Origin of the sequence: Lysinibacillus capsici (assembly GCF_003367505.1) — a bacterium.
GTDB classification, from domain to species: domain Bacteria; phylum Bacillota; class Bacilli; order Bacillales_A; family Planococcaceae; genus Lysinibacillus; species Lysinibacillus capsici.
In genome coordinates, this window is the sequence record NZ_PXXX01000003.1 from 1 (window position 1) to 24,984 (window position 24,984).

The window sequence follows — 24,984 nt, forward strand, 5'->3', positions numbered from 1 at the left end:
GTTACACCCGTAGAACCAGTAACCCCAGTAGCGCCAGTAGGTCCGATTGCGCCAGTCGCGCCCGTAGAACCAGCAACACCGGTAGCCCCAGTTACCCCAGTAGCGCCAGTAGGTCCGATTGCGCCAGTAACACCGGTAGCCCCAGTAGGTCCGATTGCACCAGTCAAGCCAGTAGCCCCGGTTATCCCAGTAGCGCCAGTAGGTCCGATTGCACCAGTAACGCCAGTAGCCCCAGTTACCCCAGCAACGCCGGTAGCTCCAGTAACGCCAGTAGGTCCGATTGCGCCGGTAGCCCCAGTTACACCAGTAACGCCAGTAGGTCCGATTGCGCCGGTAGCCCCAGTTACACCAGTAACGCCAGTAGGTCCGATTGCGCCAGTCGCGCCCGTAGAACCAGCAACACCGGTAGCCCCAGTTACTCCAGTAGTGCCAGTAGCGCCGGTCTCACCCGTAGCCCCAGCAACGCCGGTAGCGCCAGTAACGCCGGTAGCGCCAGTTACTCCAGTAGTGCCAGTAGCGCCGGTTACTCCAGTAATGCCGGTAGCCCCAGTTACCCCAGTCTCACCCGTAGAACCAGTAACGCCGGTTACCCCAGTAGAACCAGTAGCGCCAGTAGCCCCGGTTACACCCGTAGAACCAGTAATACCAGTAGCGCCGGTCACTCCCGTAGAACCAGTAACGCCAGTAGCGCCAGTAACGCCGGTAACGCCAGCAACGCCGGTAGCGCCAGTAACGCCAGTAACGCCGGTAGCCCCAGTTACCCCAGTAACGCCAGTAGCCCCAGTAACGCCGGTAGCCCCGGTTACTCCAGTAGCGCCAGTAGGTCCGATTGCACCAGTCAAGCCAGTAACGCCGGTAACGCCAGCAGCGCCGGTAGCGCCAGTAACGCCAGTAACGCCGGTAGCCCCAGTTACCCCAGTAACGCCAGTAGCCCCAGTAACGCCGGTAGCCCCGGTTACTCCAGTAGCGCCAGTAGGTCCGATTGCACCAGTCAAGCCAGTAGCGCCGGTTACCCCAGTAACGCCAGTAACGCCGGTAGCCCCGGTTACACCAGTAGCGCCAGTAGGTCCGATTGCGCCAGTAACGCCCGTAGCGCCCGTAGCCCCAGCAACACCGGTAGCCCCAGTTACCCCAGTAGCGCCAGTCTCACCCGTAGCCCCAGCAACGCCGGTAGCGCCAGTAACGCCAGTAACGCCGGTAGCCCCAGTTATCCCAGTGGTGCCAGTAGGTCCGATTGCGCCAGTCAAGCCAGTAGCCCCGGTAGCCCCGGTTACACCAGTAGCGCCAGTAGCGCCGGTTACCCCAGTAACGCCGGTAGCCCCAGTTACCCCAGTAGCCCCGGTAGCGCCAGTAACGCCAGTAGCGCCAGTAGGTCCGATTGCGCCAGTAGCGCCCGTAGAACCAGCAACACCAGTAGCCCCAGTTACTCCAGTAACGCCGGTAGCGCCGGTAGAACCAGTAGCGCCGGTTACACCCGTAGAACCAGTAACGCCAGTAACGCCGGTAGCGCCGGTAGCGCCGGTAGCGCCAGTAACACCAGTAGCCCCGGTAACGCCAGTAGCGCCCGTAGAACCAGCAACACCAGTAGCCCCAGTTACTCCAGTAACGCCGGTAGCGCCAGTAACGCCGGTAGCGCCAGTAGCCCCAGTAACGCCAGTTACCCCCGTAGAGCCAGTCACACCTGTACTACCTGTAGGTCCAGTTATCCCCCCAGTCGGTCCTGTAGGTTTCACTGGCCAAATTGGACAACTTGGAATAGGACCAGTTTTACAACAACAAGGAAATGAATGACACTTACTGCAAACTCTATCTATAAAATTTCCAAAATGCATAATCTCACCTCCTCTCTCAAATATCGTATTCTGATGAATGATAAGGGAGGTAGACACATAACTATTAATTACTTGTAAATAGAGAGTTATTTATAGATTCGTTGCAACTGTATTTAAGATAATTGGATGTTTATCCTGCAAACAGGAGACGAAACTTTTTAGATGGTGATTGATATTTTTTAAGAGTCTTTGTGATTGATTGTTAAAATACGCTTGAAATATTCTTTATTGTGTAGAATTTTTGGGTCATTCGGAATAAACGAGCCCGCTAATTCATTATGGGCATTGGCTAGTTCATATTGTTGTAAGCGATCGTAAAGAACACAGAGCTGTAAGTGGGGTAGCCATGTAGAAAAGCTTTTGTTTTGAAAGGGCGCATTTGGCTTCTGTTTAATCACTAGAGCTTGCTCATACCAAAATATAGCTTCGTAATTTCTAGATTGTTCCATAAAGTGATAACCTAGGCGACAGCAGGCTTCTGGTCGGGGGATATCGTATTCAAAGCTTCGTAGTATAGCGCTGAAATTGTTTTCTTTATCGTTTAAATGGGAATAGCAATCAGCTAATTTTAAGCAGGCACGTATGTTATCTTCAATCCACCCTAATTTGGACGTTAAAAATAATTCATAATAATAAATAGCTTCCTCAAACAGGCCATGATCTACTAATTCATTAGCAAAATAAAATGTATCACGTGGTGATAGTGTTTCTCCCGTTTCAATCAGTTGTCTATAAATCGTAATATTGCGGGAGTGATCATGGGTTAACGGTAAATGGCTGACAGCAACATCACTATCAAACAACATACCACAAACTTCTAAATATTCATGAACTGCACCAATCCATTGAAATTGCTTTTCCCTCCTGACAAGGCGATATCTTCTTATTAAGGCATCTGCATTTCCCTCATGATCGAAACTTAAATGATAATTCATAGAAACAGCATCAATGTCGGAAGTAAGAGATGCTTTGAGTGCCTTTAATTTTTGGCGGTCTTCCTCTAAAAAAACATCGTCAGCATCAAGCCAGAGGATGTATTCTTTTGTTGCTTGTTGAAAGGAAAAGTTTCGTGCTGCTGCAAAGTGATGTATCCATTTAAAATCAAAAATTCGGTCTGTATATTGTGCAACCACTTGCTTTGTACTATCTGTTGATCCCGTATCAACAATATTAATTTCATCTACTATATCTTTGACAGAGTCAAGACATCGACCAATAACATCTTCTTCATTTTTTACAATCATACATAAGCTAATGGATATCATACTCAAATTCCTCCTTACCATTATCTTTGTAATATATGTAAGGACGGAAATATTGGTTGGATGATTGAACTGTTAGAAGAATTGCGCGCCTGATATGTGAAATGTATTTTCATGGTTTGTCATAAATTTACCTTCCAAGTTTCACCCGAATTTCACAATTGTGAAGTATAGTAAAGGGGCAGAGGTGATAAAGTTGAAAAAATGGGCATTCTTCATTTTTTCGTTACTACAAATTATATGGTTAGCGGGTTGCGCTGAAAAGTCATATGAACCCATTGAAAGGGAACGAAGTTTTATAGCTTCATTGAACATACAAGAGCCATCATTAGATTTTATTGATGAGGATGGGAATATGCTTGCGACATGGTTATTTGATAAGGCTTATTCAGGGGCCATATTATTAGGAGATGACCAAGTTTTATTATATGGACACCAACTAAATAACATCGACGTCTATACAATATCCACCGGAGAAAAGCTCTATTCAAAAAAAGTAGAGATTGGTACGACCAATGTATACTACGATGACAACATCAAGCAATTTTTTATCACGAATAGTAAAACCAATACAGTGACAAGCTTTGATCAAGAAGGCAATCAGCTAGCTTCACAACAACTTGGCAATTATCCAATGTCAATGACATCGTATAGGGATAAACTATATGTTATTAATTTTAAAGATACAAAGTTATCTGTGTTAAATATGAAGGATTTAAAAATTGAGCAAGAATGGCCGATTCAAAAATCTGCACATGGAATAGCTGTTCTAGAAGAAACACATGAGCTATGGGTAGGCGGTCATGGGGAAGGAAGTAAGCCAAATAGTTCTGTTAAAAAATATGATTTGACTACAGGTCAACTGCATGGAGAGATTGACATGCCTTTGATGCCAGTAGGAATAAAAAAGACCAAAGATGCTATTCTTGTTGTAAGTCATGGTCACAACGAGTTATATGTGGCTGACTTTGATGGCCATATCAAATGGCAGCAAGAGGTTGGGGCAAATCCATTTGTAGTGGATCAATTTAAAGATTATATTGTTGTCGCTGGCTATGATGATCACACATTGTATTTTATAAAAGATGGCCAGAAGGAAAAAACAGTTGATGTGGGGAAAGGTGCTTTTCAGCTGTTAGTAAGGGAGGAACAATGATGACAACTGTATTAATAGTTGATGATGAGCAGGATATGCGTAATTTAATTGAAATGATGCTCAATAACTCTGATATAGAGACATTTACTGCCGCTAGTGGAACTGAGGCTTACGATGTAATAGTGCGTGAAAATATAGATTTAGTCTTACTTGATGTAATGATGCCACATGAGGATGGTTTTGTTGTTTGTCAAAGTATTCGGGCTATGTCCAATGTGCCGATTATTTTTTTAACTGCACGTGATGCGAATGAGGATAAAGTGAAAGGTCTTACACTTGGCGGAGATGATTATATTGTTAAGCCATTTACACATGATGAACTCGTAGCCAGAATTTATGCTGTATTAAGACGAAGTGGTGCAAATATTACAGAACTACAGCAAAAGTACGTAATTTTTGGCTCTATTAAAATAGATGAAATAGCACGAAAAGTATCCGTTGATGGAAAGAGTATTCCACTTACTTTAAAGGAATTTGAACTCTTACACTTATTTATGAAAAATCCAGGAAATGCCTATTCGAGAGAGCAATTATTAGAACGCATTTGGGATATTGATTATGTAGGTGGAACACGCACGGTAGATACACATATTAAAACTTTACGAATAAAGCTTGGAAAGGATGCGGCTTCGCATATTCAAACCGTTTGGGGTGTGGGCTACCGCTTTGATCCTGGCGAATGAAAAAAATTGCCACGCGCATTTGGTTGTTAATTTTCGCCTTTTTAATTATTACCGTTGTCTTTATGTATGTTCTCACAAATTTTTTATATCAACGTTTATATGTACAAGATACAGAAGATACAATGGTCGAAGTTGGATTGAAGCTACAAACAATGTATGACAATGGCAAGGTAACGGATGAATTTATTGCAGATATTGAAGAATTTAATGATTATTCCAATTTGAATATATTTGCGGTAAGGAATCCTCGTGAATTAAGTGCCTGTGTTCCATTTGATATCGATTATGAGACATTGATTGGTCCTGAGGAAAGACAAAAATTATTGGCAGGAAAGTATGTGCAAAAAATTGGGTACGAGCCTCGCTTTGATCGACAACTTATTTCGGTGGTTGTACCACTTGTTGATCAAAATCGATTAGAAGGTATTATTTATATTTATTTCCCACTGGCCAAAATTAGTGAATTGGCAAATAGTGGCGTTATTTTATTGTTTATTAGTGCTTTCATATTTTTAGTAGTTGTTAGCTATTTAATTTATAAAGGGATTCGACATATTATGCGACCATTAAACGATTTACAGCTTGCAGTGGAGCAGATGTCCTATGGGAATTATGAGACTCGTGTACCTGTCAATTCACGAGATGAAATCGGTAAATTATCTAGTACCTTTAATAAAATGGCAGAGGCCATTCAGCAAGAGGATGAAGCACAAAAAACATTCTTGGCAACAGTCTCGCATGAATTACGAACACCAATTAGCTATGTAAAGGGCTATAGCGAAGCCATGCAAAATGGCATCATCACAGAAGGCCAAAAAGAAGAAACCATTCAGCTAATCGTCCGTGAGGCCAATCGCATGGAACGCTTAACAAACGAATTACTTCAACTGGCAAGAACAGAAAATGAACAAACTGACATTGATTTATATCCAATTCCATTAGGTGAAACATTACGAGAGGTTCAAAAAATCTTAACGCATCAAGCAAATAAAAAGAACATAACTTTATATTTAGATGTAGATGATGCCCTAATTATTGAAGCGGATGAAGTAAAACTAAAACAAATTTTTATTAACATTATTGAAAATGCGATTAATTATTCGCATGAAAATTCTAAGGTGGAAATTGTTGCTGCTGAAAAGGCTGGTAGTGCACAAATTACCATTAGGGATTATGGAATTGGTATTCCTGTCGAGGATTTAACCCATGTCACTGAACGATTTTATCGTGTTAACAAAGCTCGAAGTCGTGCGGACGGTGGTAGTGGACTAGGTTTATCGATTGTTGAACAGTTATTAAAACAGTTACAGGGAACGTTAGAAATTGAAAGTGTTGTTGAAAAAGGCACATCCGTGAAGATACGGTTGCCATTAATGGAGGATTAAAAGATGAAAAAGTGGTTATTTGCGCTAATTGCAGTCCCTACATTATTAGTAGGATGTGGAGAAAAAAAAGAGGCATTGCCAGAACCAGAAGTACCACAGATCCCAGAAGTTGAAATTTTAACACCAAAAGAAGTAGCACTCAATGAAACGATTGAGCTGGCAGCACATGTTGAACAAGGTGGAAAAAATGTCGATGATGCTGTAGTAGAATTTGAAGTTTGGGAATCAGGAAAACGCGATGAAGGACAAATGATTGATGGGAAATTAGAGCAAGACGGTGTATATAAAGCAACGACTACTTTTGATCATGATGGTGTGTATTATATGTATGCACATACAACAGCTAACGGTGTTCATAATATGCCAAAGCAACAAATTATTGCTGGAAGCCCTGATATGACAAAGGTTGTCCCAGAGGATGAAAAAGCCAATAACAGCATGGATAATAACATGATGGATCATAATAATGACACTTCAGATGATATGGATCATGAGGAAGAGAAAAAAGATGAAAAAAATCATCATTAAAAGCTTGCAATTTTTTTGAAATAGGAATATGATAATGACCAGATGACCGAAATGGTTTTCTGGTCATTTTTATTGAAGTGTACGAGAGATGTACATAACCTAACTAGAAAGGATGTTACTAATGGATCGTAGGCAGGAAATTCTTGAAGCAGCTGCAAAATCTTTTACATTGTTTGGCTACAAGGCAACAACAATGGAGCAAGTGGCTAAAATCGCCAATGTCGGTAAAGGTACGATTTATACATTCTTTGCAAATAAAGAAATTTTATTTCAAGAGATCGCAATGTCACTTGTACGAGAGATGAAAGCGGAAGCAGATGCAGTGTTGGATGCATCAGCAAGCTTTATGGATAATGCGCATAATGCTTTAATGAAAATGCTACAGTTCCGAGAAAAACATCTTTTATTTGCAAAGCTAATCGAGGAAGAAAAAGAATTACGAACACCAGCAGTTAAACAGGTGCTACTACGTATCGAGACTGAAATCTTATCGTATGTCGCAGAGTTAATACAACGACGTATTAATAAAGGTGAAATTAGAGAGTGTGATGCGGAGCTAGTTAGTTACTTATTGCTGAAGGCATATCTTGCTTTTGTTGTCGATTGGCATGAGTTACATGGTGATGTAATCCCTGAAGAAAAGATTCTTAATCTTTTTAAGGAAACTATCTTTCGAGGTTTGATTTTAACTTGATTCGATAAAATACAGCTGTATAAGTATTGAATCAAGTGCTCTTTTTGCAATATTGTCGAGGTTGATTATTTTTTTTGAATGAAAATGACCAAATGACGTTTTCGGTCAAATAGTTTAGGAGTGAGGATATTATATGATTAAAGCTGAGTGGCTGAAGATCTTTAAAACAAGAAAAATGCTTGTGTCAATCATTGCTGTATTATTTATTCCAGTAATGTATGCGGGTATGTTTTTATGGGCGTTTTGGGATCCTTATGCGGGGCTTCCTAATCTTCCAGTAGCTGTTGTTAATGAGGATACTGGTGCTGAGATGGATGGCGTTAAATTAGACTTAGGGGATACCTTGGTCGATAAATTGATAGATAGCGAGCAATTTAACTTTATAGAAGTTTCAAAAGATGAAGCTGAAAAAGGCTTAAATAGTCGTGACTATTATATGATTTTAGAAATTCCAACAAATTTCTCTGAACATGCAACAACACTATTAGATGACAAACCATCAAAATTAGTAATGAACTACATTCCAAACGAGGGATTGAACTTCCTTGGTGCTCAAATTGGTGAGACTGCAATGGATCGTGTACGCGCTGAAGTAAATTCTCAAGTATCAGCGACTTATGCTGAAAAATTATTTGATTCCATTGCAACACTTGGAGATGGCTTTACAGAAGCTGCAGATGGCTCAAATAAGCTAGATGAGGGTGCACAAAAAGTAGCGAATGGTGCAAAAGATTTAAAAGGATATCTGGAGCAACTAGCATCGAGCACAGTTGAACTATCAAATGGTACTGATAAATTAACAAAAGGTGCGGGAGATGCCGCAAAAGGCGCGAATGACTTATCTAGTGGTTTAGTCAAACTACAAGATGGTACTGTTCAATTACAACAGGGTGCACAGCAAGCTGCAAATGGAGCAACGAGCCTTGAACAGGGGTTATCACAATATACACAAGGTGTTGCAAAAGTTGGTGCTGGTTTAAACACTTTAAACGACAAACAACAGCAAATTAGTGCAGGTGCAGCATCTATTGCTGAGAATGCCGGTGCATTGAATGGTGCGGCAACTCAATTAACAGCGGGATCTGCAAAAGTAGAGGCAGGCATTACAGCTCTATCAAATCAATTACAAACGATGATGGCTTCAATGCCTGAAGAGCAAGCAACAGCGTTGAAACAAACATTAGCGGAACTACAGGCAGGTAGTGCTAGTGTGCATAACGGTTTAACATCCTTATCAGCTGGTACAGAAAAATTACAAGCTGGTGCCAATCAAGTAAGCTCTGGGGCAACTCAAATTGCAGCAGGTCAAGCAGAAGTGCTAGCTGGTGCGAATGCATTATCAGCTAAAAGTAATGCTTTATTGGAAGGTGCAAAAGGTCTACAAGCAGGTAATGCTACATTAGCTGCAAAATTAGGTGAACTACATGCAGGTGTGAATACAGCTGTAACAGGTTCAAAAACATTAGCATCTGGTTTAAATGAATTAGCGAATGGTACAACAACATTAAATCAAGGTACTTCAACACTTGCTTCAAAATCTGGTGAGCTAGCACAAGGATCTGCAACACTTGCAGATGGTTCGACGGAGCTTGCAGATGGTACAGCTACTTTATCTGGTAAATTAGGTGAGGCTAGTGAAAAAGCAAATGAAGTTAAAGCAAATCAAGACACGTATGATATGGTAGGTAGTCCAGTTGAAGTTGAAAAAGAGTCTGTAAACCATGTTCCTAACTATGGTACAGGTTTTGCACCGTACTTTATTTCTCTAGGTTTATTCGTAGGTGCATTATTAATTTCAATTGTGTTTCCACTTGTTGAACCTGCTATTCGTCCTAAAAACGGGGCATCTTGGTTTACAAGTAAAGTGACAGTACTAGCAGTCGTAGGTTTAGTGCAAACATTACTAACAGTAGTTATTGTTAAATGGGGTCTAGGCCTCGAAGTGAATAACATGGGCTACTTTATCTTAACAGCCTTATTAACAAGCTATGTATTTTTAGCCTTAATCCAAATGCTTGTTTCAATCTTTGGTGACCCTGGTCGTTTCATGGCAATTGTTGTACTAATTTTACAATTAACAACAAGTGCAGGTACATTCCCATTAGAATTAATACCTTCACCATTACAAGTATTTAACAAGCTATTACCGATGACATATACAGTTCAAGCATTTAAATCAAGTATTTCTACTGGTGATACGTCATTCTTAATGCAAAACTATGGAGTTCTAGCTGGCTTCTTAGTAGCATTCTTAGCGATCACATTTGGTTACTTTATGCTACTGCACAATAAACGTTACTCTAAAGTAGCTGAAGAAAACTAATCATGAAGCACTCACCTAATGTACGGTGAGTGCTTTGTTGTTCATAGGGGTTATGTAATAATTCTTCAGCCTCAAATGACATAAATAAAAACGAAGTTATCTATAGAAATTTTATGAAAAAAAGTATGGATTTCCATTGCGGTCATTTGTTTTTAAGTAGGTGAGCTGCTCCCTCTGGACGCTGGCAGAACGGAAATCCCCCTTCCCTTGCCAAAAGGTATTTCTCTGCTAGTGATTGTCTTTTTCAAAAGCATAAAAACAACAGCTGATATGAGCGTATCAGCTGTTGTTTTTTGTAAGTGTAAGAGATTTAATTAAGGGTTCATCAAAATATGATGAAGGGTGTCATGATTGCTACGTGTGGGGCACGTATATGACTATATCAGAATAGGCAAATGCTTATAGGTGGTTACATTTTTCACAAGTGTTGCTGTAGCATTCGCTTTGTTCTTCCATTTTTTCACCGCACTCAGTACATTGCTTAGCAGGTAAATTCTTGAAAAATTCAACTACGTTTTCTAACATTGTGGACTCCTCCTTTAAGTTCATCTGTACTATTACTGTTTTGATATTTTCTAGTGTATTATAACAGATGCTTTTCGTCAACACAAAATGCCTAATTTACGGTAAAATAAATATGGATATTTTGTGAAGGAGGAAACGTGAACTATGATTTTCGTTGATAATAAAGGGATCCATGATCCACGTATTAATCTTGCTATTGAGGAGTATTTGTTAAAAACAATGGACGTTGAGAAAGAGCCAGTGCTCCTTTTCTATATTAATCAACCGTCTATCATCATCGGTAAAAACCAAAATACGATTGAAGAAATCAATACAGACTATGTAGAGGACAATGGCATTATTGTTGTGCGCCGTCTTTCAGGTGGTGGTGCTGTTTATCATGATTTAGGCAATCTTAACTTCAGCTTTATTACAAATGATGATGGCGATAGCTTTATGAACTATAAAAAATTCACGCAACCAGTTGTTGACGCTCTAGCAAAAATGGGTGTGAATGCAGAGCTCTCAGGACGTAATGATATACTAGCAGAGGGACGTAAAGTTTCAGGAAATGCTCAGTTCTCTACAAAAGGACGTATGTTCAGCCATGGTACATTGATGTTTGATACAGAAATCGATGCGGTTGTCTCAGCCTTAAAGGTCAAAAAGGATAAAATCGAATCAAAAGGTATTAAATCAATTCGCTCACGAGTAGCAAACATTTCAGAGTTTTTAAAAGAGCAAATGACAGTTGAGGAATTCCGTCTTGAAATTTTAAAATCCATTTTTGGCGGGGAAGAAAATATTCGTTATTATGAGCTAACCGAAGATGATTGGGCAAATATCCACAAGCTATCAGAGGAACGCTATCAAACATGGGAGTGGAATTTTGGGAAATCACCTCGCTTTAATATTCAAAAAACACACCGATTCCCAACAGGAGGCATTGATATTCGCCTAGAAGTAAATCATGGTGTGATGGAAGAAGTGCATATTTTTGGAGATTTCTTTGGTGTCGGTGATATGGCTGATATAGAACAGCGCTTAGTTGGGACAAACTATGACAGAGCTGCAATTGCTAAGGCATTAGCAGACATTGATATCCCTACATATTTTGGTGGAATTTCAACTGAGGACTTTTTACAATTAATTTATTAAGGAAAATACGGTTTCATGTAATGTTTTAGCCTAAAGGTTCGCTGACAATTATGTCGTCGAACCTTTTTTTGATACAATATAGAAAGAAAGGAGTGTTGATATGGAAAAGCATCGAATATTCATAGTTGAAGATGATGTCAAGATTGCATCATTACTAGCGGAAACGCTTAGAAAATATCAATACGAAGTTGCAACAATTCAAGAATTTGATCATCTTATAGAAGAATTTACAGCATTTAATCCACATATGGTGCTGCTTGATATAAATTTACCCGCTTACGATGGCTATTATTGGTGTCGCCAGCTACGTCAGCATACAACATGTCCAATAATTTTCATTTCTGCACGCTCAGGAGAAATGGACCAAATCTTTGCGCTTGAAAATGGGGGCGACGATTTTATTACAAAGCCTTTTAACTACGAAATTGTGTTGGCTAAAATCCGTAGTCATCTACGCCGTACATATGGTGAATATGCAGCAAGGCAAGAAGAACGGACAATCAAGCAAGGACAGCTTGTACTTCATTTAGAAAGAATGGAGCTACATAAAAATGATTTAGAAATTCCACTTCAGAAAAAAGAATGTATCATCTTAGAGCTATTGATGGGCAATGCACCGAAAGTAGTTTCGCGTGAGCAATTGTTAGAGGAGCTTTGGGACGATCAAGCATTTGTCGATGAAAACACTTTGAATGTGAATATGACCCGAGTTCGAAAAAAGTTAGCGGATTATCATATATCGTCAACAATCGAAACGGTACGTGGTGCAGGCTATCGATTCATATTAAGTGCAGGTGAGCTATAGTGGGCTGGAAACTTTTTTTACGTGATTATGCATCATTTATTGTGTTCCAGCTCTTATTAGTTGGCTTCATCATGGTTATCTATGCACTCGACGGTTTTCGAAATATTGATACGGCTATTTATTCCTTTTGTATTAGCCTTGTGCTATTAGCATCCTTTTTACTTGTCCGCTATTTAATGCGGCAACGCTACTTATTGAAGATAACTCAGCTTCCATCAGCAATGGAGGATGTGCTACAAAAAAATGCAAAAACGCCAGAAGCTATACAAACCGAGAAGTATATGCATGAATTGTATCGACTTTATCAACATGAGCTGCATGCTTTATATGCAAGTCAAAAAAGGCATGATCAATTTATGAACCAGTGGGTCCATCAAATGAAAACACCTATTTCAGTGATTGAATTATTATTACAAGATGACCGACCTCTTGATAAAAAGAATGTTCAGGAGGAAATCGATCGCTTGCGTAGAGGATTGGACATGGTACTTGTTAATGCACGCCTAGAAAATTTTGAGGATGATATGCAAGTAGAGCGGGTTGCGTTAAAAGGTATTGTAACTGCAACTGTTAATGAAAATAAACGTTTATTTATTACGAAAAGAGTTTTCCCGGAAATTCATATTGACGACGATCTAATTGTTGCCAGTGATTCAAAATGGCTTCGTTTCATTCTTGGACAATTTATCACCAATGCAGTGAAATACACGTTTGAAGCCAATAAAAAAATTGTTATTTCTGCCATTGAAAAGGATGACTATGTACAACTTGCGATTTGTGATGAGGGTATTGGGATTCCAGCTTCCGATCTTTCTCGTGTTACGAAAGCCTTTTTTACTGGCGAAAATGGGCGGAAAACAGGTGAATCAACTGGAATGGGCCTTTATTTAGCCAAAGAAATCTGTGAAAAGCTAGGGCATGAGCTGGCTATTACATCAGAGGTAGGAAAAGGGACGATTGTGACAGTAACATTTACAAATTAGGGGGCACTAGGATGGTAGAGGTACGTATAGAAGATTGGAAACTAACGATTGATAAGGAGAAAACAAATGCGCTTTATATGACACATCTGCAAGCGGGAGATCCATTAGCCTATCAAAATTTTATCCTGGCAAATGAAAAGTTAGATGAAGAACTACTGCATTTTTCAAAGAGCCTTGGGTTAAACTTACAGCAACCAACATTATTGAATGCTTTTCCTGTAGACGGTCAACAGATTATGTATAGTGGGTATTATACTGTATGTGGGGAAATCGTAGAGGGAGAAATGGATGCTTGGGATGTGATTATTGGGGAGCATTGCTTTAGTTTAGTAGAGGAAGAGTCAATACTGGCTTTAACAGAGCCTCATTTTCACATTGGTTTTGAGGTCGTTTTACAGTGGCTTTTACCTCAATCCTTAGAATTAATGAAGAAATAAGGTGAATGAAGTATGCCTATTTTACAAATTAAAGATGTGACAAAAGTGTACGAAGGTAAAGTAACGCATCGAGCATTAAATCAATTGAGCTTTGACGTGGAAGAAGGCGAGTTTTTAGCTGTTATGGGGCCCTCAGGAAGCGGTAAAACGACATTGTTGAATATTATTTCGACCATCGATGAACCAACTAGTGGAGAAATCATTTTAGATGGAATGAATCCACATAAGTTGAATGCTACAGAGCTTGCCTATTTTAGAAGAAGACAGCTTGGCTTTGTGTTTCAGGATTTCAATCTTTTGCATATGCTGACGGTCGAGGAAAATATCGTGTTGCCCTTAACGTTAGATCAACAGCCACTAGAGGTAATGGAGGAGCGTCTGGCAAGTATTGTAGAAAAGCTAGATTTAACTTCCTTCCTTCATAAACGTCCAAATGAAATATCTGGGGGACAGGCACAAAGAACAGCAATTGGTCGTGCGCTTATTCATAATCCTAGTCTCATTTTAGCGGACGAACCTACAGGTAATTTAGATTCAAATTCTTCACGTGATGTGCTTGAACTATTGACAAAGGTGAATCAGGATAAACAAACGACAATCGTGATGGTCACGCATGATCCAATTGCAGCAAGTTATTGTGATCGAGTGTTATTCATTAAAGATGGTGAATTTTTTAATGAAATTTATCGAGATGACCGCCGTCAGATGTTTTTCCAACGTATTTTAAATGTTTTGAGCTTACTAGGAGGAGGGCAAGTAGGTGACCTTTCGACAATTCGCTTACCGTAATGTCGTGCGGAACAGCCGGATATATGGCGCCTTTTTCATGGCAAGCTTTTTTTCTGTGGCTGTATTTTTTATCTATTCCATGCTGATGTTTCACCCTGATATTGAACGTGGGATATTAGGGGAGATGTCTCTCATTGGGATGGTGGGGGCTGAAATTGTTCTCGTCCTGTTTACATTATTCTTTTTATATTATTCCATGAGTGCCTTTTTAGAGGCCAGATCACATGAATTTGCTATTTTATTGCATTTGGGAATGGAAAAACGTCAGATGAATAAACTTGTCTTTTTAGAGACAATGATTATTGGAACAGGCTCCATTATTGTAGGGATTGTCTTTGGTTTCTCCTTTTCAAAATTCTTTTTTATGATTGTTAGGGAAATTTTACATTTAGAAGATTTACCACTCTATATTTCATGGGAGCCATTTTTATTAACGATTGGTGTTTTCACAAGTGCATTTTTCGTCATTTCATTTATTAGTGTGTATTTTACACGAGAGAGAAAATTACGAGATCTTATAAAAGGCAGTGATTATTTAAATAGCTTAACAACGTATTCCAAAATACGAGCTTTCTATGGTATTTCTTTAATTGTAACGACGTATATTCTCGCGTTTGTTGTCGGACATACATCACTAATTGGGCTAACGCTGTTAATACCATTTTCCGCAACATTTGGCACCTATTATTTTTTCAGTGATTCTGTACCTTGTTTTTTAGATTTAGCACGTGGGAAACGCAAATATCATTGGCAACGCTACCGTCTACTATCGCTAGCAGAACAAACGCATATAATGATGGATAACGTGAAAATGTTTTTCGTTGTGACGATGGTATCGACACTTGCATTTTTATCTGTTGGTGTTTTAGCAACAATGTCCTCCTATACAACGCAATATGATCGATTAAATCCACTCGGGCTGGTTTATAAAGGGGATGTCGATAATCCATATGAACGGGAGCATATCAATTCTTTAAGGCTGCAATTAGAGGAGAAAGGTTTATCTTATCAGCTATCCCGTTTTATTGTTGTGAAGCAAACCTCCTCTTTCACTCGAAATGAAGTGGAGGTTTTTCGAGAGTCCGATATGAATGTCCTGCTTTCTTCCTACAGTTATCCATTATTGAATCTGGAAGCAGGTGAGGCAGTATTCATTCCTTATTCGGAGGATTCCCTAAAAAAATTAAAAGATCGAGTTGTGCATACTGTTTTAGAAGAAAACAATATACCGCTCACTATTGATAGTGTCTATCCAAAAATAGTGTTTCCAGGCTCGATTGTCAGTGTCAATTCGATTGTCATTAGTGATGAAGACTTCGCGAAGCTTATTCATCCGATTTCCGATCAAGACATTATTCAACCAAGCTATCATCTATTTACATTTGTTATTCCTCAATGGATGGAAACGAAGGATATTGGTAAGGATATCGATCATCTAGAATCCAATTTATATTTTATTAAAAAGGATAAGTTTAGCCCTTTTTACTTTGAAAATGCAGGATTAAATTATTCTTATATACTAGCTACCTACTCATTATTTACATTAGTGGGTGTTTTAGTAGCCACTGTATTTTTACTTGCAGCTGGTAGCTTTATCTATTTTAAATTGCATACATCCCTCGAACGTGAAAAGCGTAAATTTGATGTATTAAAACGTATGGGTTTAACAGATACAGAGTTAAAAAAGCTAGTTAATCGCCATTTGTTTCCCCAATTCTTTTTACCTTGGGGTGTTGCGATGATGCATAGTGCCTTTGCTTTTCTAATGGTTCAAGGTATTTTAAGGGACATTGCGAATATATCGATTGTAAAAGAAGTATTCTTTGCTTTTGGCTTTTTTGTATTAATACAAGTGGTTTATTTTTATTTAATTCGATGGCGCTATATCTCCCATATTCGCTCATGAAGTAATGGTTTAAAAGAGAAAAAAATGAATTATTTAACGTAATTTATGACATGAGATAAAAAGACTCATTGTTTTTTAGATATATTTCTTATATAATATTACTGAATAACGATTCATTTTATACGATAAGGGGATGGTGTAATTGAATTTAGTTTCACGTGTTCGTCAACAGGCAACAGAACAACCTGAAAAAGTGGCGTATCATTTTATGGGGAAAGATACGACTTACGGGGAATTTGAGCATACAGTTGGCCGCTTTGCAAAGGGATTACAAGATTTAGGCGTTGAAAAAGGGGATCATGTGGCGTTTTTACTCGGCAACACGCCACACTACTTAATTGCCCTCTATGCAACAATGCGCTTAGGGGCAACAGCAATACCTGTTAATCCAATCTATACACCGGATGAAATTTCTTACATTTTGCATAATGGAGATGTAAAAGCAGTCATTGCTCTGGATATGTTGCTGCCATTGGTTGAAAAAGGTGTACAAGCATTTCCACAGGTAAAAACATTTATAGTTTGTGAAACCACACCAGATATAGCGGAAAAAGTGGCAGCTTTATCACCACAAGCACAAGAAAAAACACATTTATTTACACATGTAATCGCCAAAACCACTCAATCTTTACAACCTGTTGAAGTTGCAGAGGATGACAATGCTATTATTTTATATACTTCAGGAACTACAGGTAGTCCAAAGGGAGCCATGCTGACACATGGCAATGTGTACTCAAATGCACGTGATGTTGCGCATTATTTAGGCATTAATGCAGAGGACCGTGTTATTGCGACACTACCTGTATTCCATGTATTTGCCTTAACGGTAGTGGTGAATGCGCCTTTATTAAGTGGGGCAACAGTTTTACTTGCACCACGCTTTAGCCCTAGCGAAATTTTTGCTTTAGCACGAGAGCAAAAAGCAACGGTATTTGCTGGTGTTCCTACTATGTATAATTTCTTGTACCAATTACCTGAGGGCAATCCTGAAGATTTCTCGACAATTCGTTTAGCTATTTCAGGTGGTGCCTCCTTGCCTGTTGCGCTACTACATAATTTCGAACAGAAATTTAATGTGCGTGTGTCAGAGGGCTATGGCTTATCCGAAGCTTCACCCGTGACATGTTTTAACCCATTAGATCGTGATCGTAAAGCTGGCTCTATTGGAACATCCATTAGCAATGTCGAGAATAGAGTTGTTGATGTTAATGGTCAGGAAGTACCTGTGGGCGAAGTTGGAGAGCTAATTGTACGTGGTCCAAATGTGATGAAGGGATACTATAAAATGCCTGAAGAAACGGCGATGGCGATTCGTGACGGCTGGCTCTATACAGGAGATTTAGCAAAGGTAGATGAAGAAGGGTATTTTTACATTGTCGATCGTAAAAAGGATATGATTATTGTAGGGGGCTTTAATGTTTATCCTCGTGAAGTAGAGGAAGTGCTGTTTGCCCATAATAATATTGTAGAAGCAGCAGTGGTAGGCTTCCCAGACCCTAACTTAGGGGAAGCAGTACATGCCTATGTTGTGCTGAAAGAAGTAGCTGCTACTACAACAGATGATCTACTATCCTATTGTGCTAAACATATGGTGAAGTATAAGGTTCCGAAAGTAATTGAAATACTGGATGAACTACCAAAAAACACAACAGGAAAAATATTAAGACGCTCATTAAAAGAGAAAGTTTAAACGAGAAAAGCTACTATTGAAAAATGGTAGCTCTTTTTTTGTACATTATTCGTATAATAGTAAAATCAGTTGAGAGTAGATGTCTGTAAGTGATAAAATCAAACTTGTGAAATCTTCTACATACTTTTCAAGAGCTTGTCATATAGTGAGGAAGTAATGTAAAAAGACGTACAAAACTGGAACCCTTTGAGGTGAAGCCACGTCAAAACTTTTAGGTAAAAATACTATTGAAAGAGAGCATACAAAAACATGTTAGAACTCATTAAGGAGTTAATAAGTTTTATTGTGCATATCGATGTGCATTTAGAAGAAATTATTCGTGATTTTGGCAATTGGAGCTATCTTATTTTATTTGCGATTGTTTTTGTAGAAACAGGGGTTGTTATTTTCCCATTCTTACCTGGTGATTCCTTGTTATTTGCAAGTGGAACATTAGCTGCGGCAATGGGCGCATTCGATATGTGGATTTTAATCCCTGTATTTTTAGCAGCAGCTATTTTGGGAGATACGATGAACTATCATATTGGACATAAGGTAGGGACATCTATTCCGCCAAAGAGCCTCCTCGGTAGAGTTGTTAAGAAAGAGCGTATGGAAGCAGCTGAAAAATTCTTTAATACACATGGTGGGAAAACGATCGTAATCGCACGTTTCATGCCATTTATTCGTACATTTATCCCGTTTGTGGCGGGTGCAAGTAAAATGAAATATAGTTATTTCTTATTTTATAATATTTTTGGTGCAATTTTATGGGTATTCAGTTGTACGTTATTAGGTTACTTCTTTGGGAATATTCCAATTATTAAAGATAACTTCTCTGTTGTATTGATTTTGATTATCTTTATATCAGTTGTGCCTGCAGTGATCGGTGCAATTAAATCCAAAGTCGGTAAATAATATGGACAGTCCTTAAGTGATTCATCATCACAGGGACTGTCCTTTCTTTATTATTTGCTGAAAAAGCAAAGTTGGCATGTTAAGTTAGCTTGAAGTATAAGCATCAGGTCGTAAAAAATGTTATACTATAAATTACTAGAAAATGGAGAAATGGGGGGCAATGGAATGGAAGTATTCATTGGCAGACAGCCTATATTTAATCTTCATGAGCAAGTCGTTGCATATGAATTGTTATACCGTAGCAAAAATGTAAATGCCTTTCCAATGGTCGATTCAGATGCAGCAACGATTGATGTACTTGTGAACTCATTTCTTTCAATTGGTTTTGAAGAGGTAACGAAAGGTAAGCCTGGCTTTGTTAATTTTACTGAAAACTTATTGATGAGCTCTATACATGAATTTTTAAATCCCTCACAGGTAGTGATTGAGATATTAGAGGATGTTCCACTTACCTCTCAATTAGTGGAGCGTGTAATTGAGCTAAAAAAACAGGGGTTTCAAATTGCCTTGGATGATTTTATGATGGATGATCAAGTGGAAGTTTATGATGAATTATTTGAACAAATTGATTATATTAAGGTGGATTTTTTAGCTTCTTCCATCGTAAAAAGAATGGAAATCGAAAATAAAGTTAAGGAGAAATTTCCACATATTCAATTGCTCGCTGAAAAGGTAGAGACGCGTCATCAATTTGAAGTCGCTAAATCCTCAGGCTATGTGTTATTTCAAGGTTATTTTTTTGAACAACCGCAAATAATACGAGCAACAGACATTCCAGCAAATGCGATTCAATATATTCACATTATCTCTTTACTAAAAGAGGAAGAACCAAATATTCATTTGTTAGCGGAAAATATTGAACGTGATATTTCATTGACATACAAATTATTGCAAATGATTAATAACTCATCTAAACGTTCTAAATCTAAAGTGCGCTCCATCAAGCAAGCGATTGTGTTATTGGGCGTATCCAATTTACGAAAATGGATTTATTTATTGGCCATGCGTGAAATTGATATTGATGCTGATTCTGATCTTTTTAAAGAAGTGATGTGTACGTCTTTATTCCGAGCTAAGGTTTGTGAAAAACTAGCTAAGCTTGCTTATAAAAAGAATTTCTCAGAATATTTTTTAGTCGGCATGTTTTCTCTAATTGATACATTACTTCAAAGACCGATGAATGTTATTTTACAGCAGCTACCATTCTCAGAGGCTATTACGAATACCATTTTAGGCTTTGAAACGGAAATGACCCCATATTTGGAGTTTAGTATTGCGTTAAGTAAACTTGATTGGCCACGATTAGAAGAGCTAGCTGTACAGTTGAATATTCAGTTAGTTGACATTGATCTTTTATATTATGAAGCCATCGAATGGGCAGAAAAATCATTTTAAACCAAATCAACAAAAGCTATCTTTATTGAATACTGTAAGATAGCTTATTTTATACCTTCCTCAATCTAGTATCCCTTCATCATGATGAAGTTCTCAATGCTAAAAGTATTTGCTATAATCATCTCGTCTTTAAAAAATTCTGATAGTTGAAGTGGGCGTGGGGAAATGAAACATGATGTGAGAGATAGCATTGTGGAGTATGTGTATGTCATTGTAGGAGCGGCAATAATTGCTATTGGTTTTAATGTCTTTTTATTACCAAATCAAGTCGCTTCAGGTGGGGTAAGTGGAATAAGTACGATTTTGCATGGTTTATTTGGTTGGAATCCGGGAATTGTTCAGTATGCATTTAACATTCCGCTTTTTATTGCTGGTGTTTTATTATTGGGCAAAAAATTTGGAATAAAATCCTTTATTGGGACAATTACATTACCTTTTATCGTCTTATTAACAAATAGCTGGGAGCCGTGGACTGATAATCCTTTATTGGGTGCTCTTTTTGGTGGAATTGTTGTTGGCCTAGGAATAGGACTGGTCTTTAAGGGGAATGCTTCAACTGGTGGCACTGATTTACTGGCGCAAATCATTACGAAGTTTACAGGATTGTCGCTTGGAACAAGTGTGCTGTTAATAGATGGCGTTATCGCAATTAGTGCAGCAATTGTTTTTGACTTAGAAAAAGGTTTGTATGCTCTGATTGGACTTTATGTTACCACAAAAACGATTGATATTATTCAGCTAGGTTTTAGTCAGTCAAAAATGGTCTATATCATTACATTGAAACAAGATGAGGTAAGGGAAGCCATTTATGCTGAAATTAATCGTGGTGTAACGAAGTTACCAGCAATTGGAGGGTATACAGGAGAAGCACGACCAGTTCTGATGGTTGTTGTTTATCAAACAGAATTCACAAAGCTGAAACAACTCATTAAAAGCGTTGACCCATCAGCGTTTGTTATCGTTTCTGATGCATATGAGGTATTAGGAGAAGGTTTCAAACGTGCATAATTTTGGTATAATGGCGGCGTAAGATATTTATTATGAGGAGGGGTACTAATGAAAAAAGCAATGTTAACATTAGTGTTCGGATCAGCAATCTTCTTAGCAGCATGTGGCGGCGGAGATAAAACTGCATCTAATAATGGTAATGAAACTGCTACAGAGCCAGATGGCGAAGCAATAGCGATGAAATCTTGTGTTACTTGTCATGGTGGCGAGCTACAAGGTGCAAATGGTCCAGCATTAAATGATGTAGGTTCACGTTTGTCTGAATCAGAAATTTTAGATATTATAAATAATGGTAAAAACGGCATGCCTGCAGGATTAGTAAAAGGTGCAGATGCTGAAGCTGTTGCTAAATGGTTAGCAACTCAAAAATAATTGCTTTTTAAAAACTAGCGGGCTGGAGAGCCGCTAGTTTTTTTAGTGCAAGTAAACGCTGTATTGAGAGTAAATACATTTCTTTTACACATAGACATGCTAAAATAAGATGAACCTTATCCATTGATTGGAGGCTTTTTCATTGGTCGTAGTATTAACAAGAGATGTTATGGAGAAATTTAAATTAGAGTTATTAGCTGGTGAAGAAGGAATAGGCAGGACAATTGTGACAAGTGATATCTCAAGACCAGGGCTTGAGATGGCAGGATACTTTACTCATTATCCAGCAAATCGAGTACAATTGCTTGGCAAGACTGAACTTTCCTTTTTTGAAATGCTACCAGCGGATGTTAAGCTTGAGCGTATGCGTTTACTTTGTTCACAGGATACACCTGCTATTATTATTTCTAGAGATTTAGAAGTACCAGAGGAACTTATTCAGGCCTCAAACGAAAAGCATGTACCTGTGTTTAAAACACATATGACAACAACCAAATTTTCGAGTAGATTGACGAACTACTTAGAGGGGCGCTTAGCTCCAATGACAGCAGCACATGGTGTACTTGTCGATGTGTATGGCATTGGTGTGCTTATAATCGGTAAAAGCGGCGTAGGTAAAAGTGAAACAGCACTTGAGCTTGTAAAAAAGGGTCATCGTTTAGTTGCTGATGATTGTGTTGAAATTCGTCAAGAATCAGAAAACCTATTAATTGGAAGCCCTCCACCTTTGTTAGAGCACTTATTGGAAATACGAGGCATCGGCATTATTGACATTATGACACTCTTTGGTGCAAGTGCAGTACGCCCCTATAAACGTATTACCCTCATCATTGAGCTCGAAATATGGGATCCACAAAAAGTTTATGATCGATTGGGCTTAGAAGAAGAAAAAATGAAAATAATTGACACGGAACTAACAAAACTAACAATTCCAGTAAGACCTGGACGCAATGTCTCCGTTATTATTGAAGTGGCAGCGATGAACTATCGTTTAAAGAAAATGGGCGTCAATGCGGCAGAGGAATTTTCAAGACGTTTAGATGAAGTGATTTCATCAAATGATGTGTTAGACGATTAAAAAGCGAACAACATTGTTCATGACATATTGAGAGGAGTAGAAGATGGATTTATTACTATTGCAAATTGACCCGATTGCCTTTCATTTAGGACCAATTCCAGTTCGTTGGTATGGATTGCTAATTGTGTCGGGAATCATTTTAGCCTATATTGTTGGGCAAAGAGAGGCCGTTAAGCGAGGTCTGCCTGAAGACTTTCTTGCAGATTTATTATTATGGGCAGTTCCTATATCCATTATCTGTGCACGTATTTACTATGTGTCAATGCGATGGGATTACTATAGTGAAAATCCAGGCAAAATCATAGAGATATGGAATGGTGGTATTGCCATCCATGGTGCACTCATCGGGGCATTTGTCACAGCTTACATATATACTCGTATAAAAAATGTAAGCTTTTTACGAGTAGCAGATATTGCAGCACCTAGTATTTTAATCGGGCAGATTATTGGTCGATGGGGCAACTTTATGAACCAAGAGGCCTATGGTGGCGAGGTATCGAAAGCATTTTTAGAAAACCTAATGCTACCAGACTGGATTATTAATCAAATGTATATTGAAGAATTAGGTTCATATGTTCATCCCACTTTTTTATATGAATCGATTTGGAACCTAATTGGGCTTATTATTCTATTAGTTTTGCGTAAAGTGAACTTACATCGTGGAGAAATATTCTTTAGCTATTTAATTTGGTATTCAATTGGTCGTTTTTATATCGAAGGAATGCGCACAGATAGCCTTTACTTAGTGGGAGATTTACGTTCAGCACAGGTTGTATCCATTATCGGTATTGTAGTTGGTCTAGGTGCAATTATTTATCGTAGAATAAAGGTGAAACCAGCCGTAAAATACTTGGATAATAAATAAGGGGTTGTAAAAGATGGCTGTTAAGGCACTACTATTTGATTTCGATGGGACTTTACTAAATACAAATGATTTAATCATTCAAACATTTATGCATGTATTAAATGAGCGATTTCCCGGGCAATATTCGCCAAAAGATTGCCTGAAATTCATTGGTCCATCATTGAAACAGACATTTAATGACATTGCACCAGGTGAAGAAGACGATTTGATAGAGATGTATCGCGCTTGGAATATTGCACACCATGATGACCTAGTCAGCCAATATCCTGATGTTGTGTCAACTCTAGAGCAGTTAAAAGCTCAAGGTATAAAATTGGCTATTGTTTCGACGAAACGTAATGAGACCATCGATCGTGGACTTGCTATTCTTGGTGCAACGCATCTATTTGATGTGCGTATTGGTACAGATGATGTGAACAATGTGAAGCCTGATCCAGAGCCAGTATTGCTTGCGTTGGAACGATTAGGGATAGAAAAAGACTATGCGATTATGATTGGTGATAATTCGCACGATATTGAAGCTGGACATCGTGCTGGTGTAAGAGCAGCGGGTGTTGCTTGGGCAATTAAGGGAGAGGCTTACTTACAGCAGTATCAACCAGAATATATGTTGCAGCATATGTCAGATTTATTTGATATTGTGAAAGAGGGGTAAGGTAGATGGCGCGTAAGACAGAACGTTACCGTGTCGAAGGAGCCAATTCACTTTGGAATATATATGACACGGTGTCCTTTTGGAAGGTGATGAAGTGTTTCATTGTCATTCAAATTGGACGCTTCACACCATTTTTACGTGTGAAAAACTGGCTATATCGTACTTTTTTAAACATGACTATTGGTAAGCAAACGTCATTAGCCTTAATGGTCATGCCAGATACCATGTTTCCTGAACGTATTTTCATTGGAGACAATACTGTGATTGGTTTTAATACTACCATTTTAGCGCATGAATATTTAATAGAGGAATATCGCTTAGGTGATGTTCATATCGGAAAAGAAGTAATGATAGGGGCAAATACAACTATTTTACCAGGTGTAACAATTGGTGATGGTGCCATTGTTTCAGCTGCCACTCTTGTACATAAGGATGTGCCAGCAGGCTGTTTAGCAGGGGGTAATCCAATGCGAATAATATATACTGCTGAACAAATGGCTGAGCGCAAACGTAATGAGGCTGTAGAGTGGTGTACACCAAAGAAATAATAAAAACTCACGTAGTATAGTGATATACTTC

At 38.7% G+C, this 24,984-nt stretch carries 24 protein-coding genes; 21 read left to right on the top strand and 3 right to left on the bottom strand.

Annotated elements, in window-relative coordinates:
• Both C7B89_RS01090 and C7B89_RS01095 read right to left on the bottom strand, forming a co-directional pair.
• A partial coding sequence (locus C7B89_RS01090) for a beta strand repeat-containing protein (RefSeq protein WP_425269267.1) occupies nt 1-1,832 on the bottom strand: 1,832 nt, incomplete at its 3' end.
• Between the two features lie 179 nt (nt 1,833-2,011).
• Nucleotides 2,012-3,097: a glycosyltransferase family 2 protein gene (locus C7B89_RS01095; RefSeq protein WP_048390807.1), complete on the bottom strand. Its 1,086-nt coding sequence runs from the start codon at nt 3,095-3,097 to the stop codon at nt 2,012-2,014.
• 184 nt (nt 3,098-3,281) lie between these two features.
• Between C7B89_RS01095 and C7B89_RS01100 the strand changes: the two genes are divergently transcribed.
• From C7B89_RS01100 to C7B89_RS01125, 6 genes are all read left to right on the top strand, one after another.
• On the top strand, nt 3,282-4,250 hold the full coding sequence (locus C7B89_RS01100; protein WP_241489986.1) for a YncE family protein: 969 nt from the start codon (nt 3,282-3,284) through the stop codon (nt 4,248-4,250).
• Nucleotides 4,250-4,933, top strand: coding sequence for a response regulator transcription factor (locus C7B89_RS01105; protein WP_004230448.1), 684 nt, complete (start codon nt 4,250-4,252; stop codon nt 4,931-4,933). Before C7B89_RS01100 ends, C7B89_RS01105 begins: the two co-directional genes overlap by 1 nt.
• Complete coding sequence (locus C7B89_RS01110; protein ID WP_054549576.1) at nt 4,930-6,318, top strand: sensor histidine kinase; 1,389 nt, start codon at nt 4,930-4,932, stop codon at nt 6,316-6,318. Before C7B89_RS01105 ends, C7B89_RS01110 begins: the two co-directional genes overlap by 4 nt.
• Before the next feature lie 3 nt (nt 6,319-6,321).
• Nucleotides 6,322-6,846 carry a FixH family protein gene (locus C7B89_RS01115; RefSeq protein WP_004230451.1) on the top strand — a complete coding sequence of 175 codons (525 nt, stop codon included), beginning with the start codon at nt 6,322-6,324 and terminating at the stop codon, nt 6,844-6,846.
• 121 nt (nt 6,847-6,967) lie between these two features.
• Nucleotides 6,968-7,540, top strand: coding sequence for a TetR/AcrR family transcriptional regulator (locus tag C7B89_RS01120; RefSeq protein ID WP_009373269.1), 573 nt, complete (start codon nt 6,968-6,970; stop codon nt 7,538-7,540).
• Between the two features lie 133 nt (nt 7,541-7,673).
• Nucleotides 7,674-9,863 carry a YhgE/Pip domain-containing protein gene (locus tag C7B89_RS01125; protein ID WP_115673010.1) on the top strand — a complete coding sequence of 730 codons (2,190 nt, stop codon included), beginning with the start codon at nt 7,674-7,676 and terminating at the stop codon, nt 9,861-9,863.
• Nucleotides 9,864-10,262: 399 nt separating this feature from the next.
• On the opposite strand, the gene yhfH is transcribed toward C7B89_RS01125, so the two are convergent.
• On the bottom strand, nt 10,263-10,388 hold the full coding sequence (yhfH, locus tag C7B89_RS01130) for a protein YhfH (RefSeq protein ID WP_004230455.1): 126 nt from the start codon (nt 10,386-10,388) through the stop codon (nt 10,263-10,265).
• Nucleotides 10,389-10,532: 144 nt separating this feature from the next.
• On the opposite strand from yhfH, the gene lplA reads away from it, so the two are divergent.
• The 15 genes from lplA (at nt 10,533) to C7B89_RS01210 (ending at nt 24,953) form a co-directional block, all read left to right on the top strand.
• Nucleotides 10,533-11,525, top strand: a complete 993-nt coding sequence (lplA, locus tag C7B89_RS01135) for a lipoate--protein ligase (RefSeq protein ID WP_048390817.1) — start codon at nt 10,533-10,535, stop codon at nt 11,523-11,525.
• Nucleotides 11,526-11,625: 100 nt separating this feature from the next.
• Nucleotides 11,626-12,330 (top strand): response regulator transcription factor, encoded by a 705-nt coding sequence (locus tag C7B89_RS01140; RefSeq protein WP_004230457.1) that lies wholly within the window; start codon nt 11,626-11,628, stop codon nt 12,328-12,330.
• Nucleotides 12,330-13,313 carry a sensor histidine kinase gene (locus C7B89_RS01145; RefSeq protein WP_048390819.1) on the top strand — a complete coding sequence of 328 codons (984 nt, stop codon included), beginning with the start codon at nt 12,330-12,332 and terminating at the stop codon, nt 13,311-13,313. Before C7B89_RS01140 ends, C7B89_RS01145 begins: the two co-directional genes overlap by 1 nt.
• A gap of 11 nt (nt 13,314-13,324) precedes the next feature.
• Complete coding sequence (locus C7B89_RS01150; RefSeq protein ID WP_048390821.1) at nt 13,325-13,750, top strand: hypothetical protein; 426 nt, start codon at nt 13,325-13,327, stop codon at nt 13,748-13,750.
• Between the two features lie 12 nt (nt 13,751-13,762).
• Complete coding sequence (locus tag C7B89_RS01155; protein WP_004230460.1) at nt 13,763-14,539, top strand: ABC transporter ATP-binding protein; 777 nt, start codon at nt 13,763-13,765, stop codon at nt 14,537-14,539.
• On the top strand, nt 14,511-16,445 hold the full coding sequence (locus C7B89_RS01160) for an FtsX-like permease family protein (RefSeq protein ID WP_054549574.1): 1,935 nt from the start codon (nt 14,511-14,513) through the stop codon (nt 16,443-16,445). Before C7B89_RS01155 ends, C7B89_RS01160 begins: the two co-directional genes overlap by 29 nt.
• Before the next feature lie 142 nt (nt 16,446-16,587).
• On the top strand, nt 16,588-18,135 hold the full coding sequence (locus C7B89_RS01165; RefSeq protein ID WP_103118789.1) for a fatty acid--CoA ligase family protein: 1,548 nt from the start codon (nt 16,588-16,590) through the stop codon (nt 18,133-18,135).
• Between the two features lie 249 nt (nt 18,136-18,384).
• Nucleotides 18,385-19,032, top strand: a complete 648-nt coding sequence (locus C7B89_RS01170; RefSeq protein ID WP_048390828.1) for a VTT domain-containing protein — start codon at nt 18,385-18,387, stop codon at nt 19,030-19,032.
• A gap of 165 nt (nt 19,033-19,197) precedes the next feature.
• Entirely contained in the window at nt 19,198-20,427 is a 1,230-nt protein-coding gene (locus C7B89_RS01175; protein ID WP_048390830.1) for an EAL and HDOD domain-containing protein, read from the top strand.
• A 165-nt stretch (nt 20,428-20,592) separates the two neighbouring features.
• The gene (locus C7B89_RS01180; protein WP_004227970.1) at nt 20,593-21,435 is read left to right on the top strand and encodes a YitT family protein; all 843 of its coding nucleotides are present in this window, start codon (nt 20,593-20,595) and stop codon (nt 21,433-21,435) included.
• A 48-nt stretch (nt 21,436-21,483) separates the two neighbouring features.
• Nucleotides 21,484-21,807 carry a cytochrome c551 gene (cccB, locus tag C7B89_RS01185; protein WP_048390832.1) on the top strand — a complete coding sequence of 108 codons (324 nt, stop codon included), beginning with the start codon at nt 21,484-21,486 and terminating at the stop codon, nt 21,805-21,807.
• Nucleotides 21,808-21,949: 142 nt separating this feature from the next.
• Nucleotides 21,950-22,885: an HPr(Ser) kinase/phosphatase gene (gene hprK / locus C7B89_RS01195; RefSeq protein WP_004227974.1), complete on the top strand. Its 936-nt coding sequence runs from the start codon at nt 21,950-21,952 to the stop codon at nt 22,883-22,885.
• 43 nt (nt 22,886-22,928) lie between these two features.
• Nucleotides 22,929-23,750 (top strand): prolipoprotein diacylglyceryl transferase, encoded by an 822-nt coding sequence (gene lgt / locus C7B89_RS01200; protein WP_054549573.1) that lies wholly within the window; start codon nt 22,929-22,931, stop codon nt 23,748-23,750.
• A 13-nt stretch (nt 23,751-23,763) separates the two neighbouring features.
• Complete coding sequence (gene ppaX, locus C7B89_RS01205) at nt 23,764-24,405, top strand: pyrophosphatase PpaX (protein WP_048390836.1); 642 nt, start codon at nt 23,764-23,766, stop codon at nt 24,403-24,405.
• 5 nt (nt 24,406-24,410) lie between these two features.
• Entirely contained in the window at nt 24,411-24,953 is a 543-nt protein-coding gene (locus C7B89_RS01210) for an acyltransferase (RefSeq protein WP_054549572.1), read from the top strand.
• Nucleotides 24,954-24,984 lie beyond the last annotated feature (31 nt).

Excerpts from the sequence above, each read along its gene's own strand:
- C7B89_RS01095 (WP_048390807.1), bottom strand. The coding sequence starts at position 3,097 with ATGATATCCATTAGCTTATGTATGATTGTAAAAAATGAAGAAGATGTT.
- C7B89_RS01105 (WP_004230448.1), top strand. The coding sequence starts at position 4,250 with ATGACAACTGTATTAATAGTTGATGATGAGCAGGATATGCGTAATTTA.
- C7B89_RS01110 (WP_054549576.1), top strand. The coding sequence starts at position 4,930 with ATGAAAAAAATTGCCACGCGCATTTGGTTGTTAATTTTCGCCTTTTTA.
- C7B89_RS01115 (WP_004230451.1), top strand. The coding sequence starts at position 6,322 with ATGAAAAAGTGGTTATTTGCGCTAATTGCAGTCCCTACATTATTAGTA.
- C7B89_RS01120 (WP_009373269.1), top strand. The coding sequence starts at position 6,968 with ATGGATCGTAGGCAGGAAATTCTTGAAGCAGCTGCAAAATCTTTTACA.
- C7B89_RS01125 (WP_115673010.1), top strand. The coding sequence starts at position 7,674 with ATGATTAAAGCTGAGTGGCTGAAGATCTTTAAAACAAGAAAAATGCTT.
- yhfH (WP_004230455.1), bottom strand. The coding sequence starts at position 10,388 with ATGTTAGAAAACGTAGTTGAATTTTTCAAGAATTTACCTGCTAAGCAA.
- lplA (WP_048390817.1), top strand. The coding sequence starts at position 10,533 with ATGATTTTCGTTGATAATAAAGGGATCCATGATCCACGTATTAATCTT.
- C7B89_RS01140 (WP_004230457.1), top strand. The coding sequence starts at position 11,626 with ATGGAAAAGCATCGAATATTCATAGTTGAAGATGATGTCAAGATTGCA.
- C7B89_RS01150 (WP_048390821.1), top strand. The coding sequence starts at position 13,325 with ATGGTAGAGGTACGTATAGAAGATTGGAAACTAACGATTGATAAGGAG.
- C7B89_RS01155 (WP_004230460.1), top strand. The coding sequence starts at position 13,763 with ATGCCTATTTTACAAATTAAAGATGTGACAAAAGTGTACGAAGGTAAA.
- C7B89_RS01170 (WP_048390828.1), top strand. The coding sequence starts at position 18,385 with ATGTTAGAACTCATTAAGGAGTTAATAAGTTTTATTGTGCATATCGAT.
- C7B89_RS01175 (WP_048390830.1), top strand. The coding sequence starts at position 19,198 with ATGGAAGTATTCATTGGCAGACAGCCTATATTTAATCTTCATGAGCAA.
- C7B89_RS01180 (WP_004227970.1), top strand. The coding sequence starts at position 20,593 with ATGAAACATGATGTGAGAGATAGCATTGTGGAGTATGTGTATGTCATT.
- cccB (WP_048390832.1), top strand. The coding sequence starts at position 21,484 with ATGAAAAAAGCAATGTTAACATTAGTGTTCGGATCAGCAATCTTCTTA.
- lgt (WP_054549573.1), top strand. The coding sequence starts at position 22,929 with ATGGATTTATTACTATTGCAAATTGACCCGATTGCCTTTCATTTAGGA.
- ppaX (WP_048390836.1), top strand. The coding sequence starts at position 23,764 with ATGGCTGTTAAGGCACTACTATTTGATTTCGATGGGACTTTACTAAAT.
- C7B89_RS01210 (WP_054549572.1), top strand. The coding sequence starts at position 24,411 with ATGGCGCGTAAGACAGAACGTTACCGTGTCGAAGGAGCCAATTCACTT.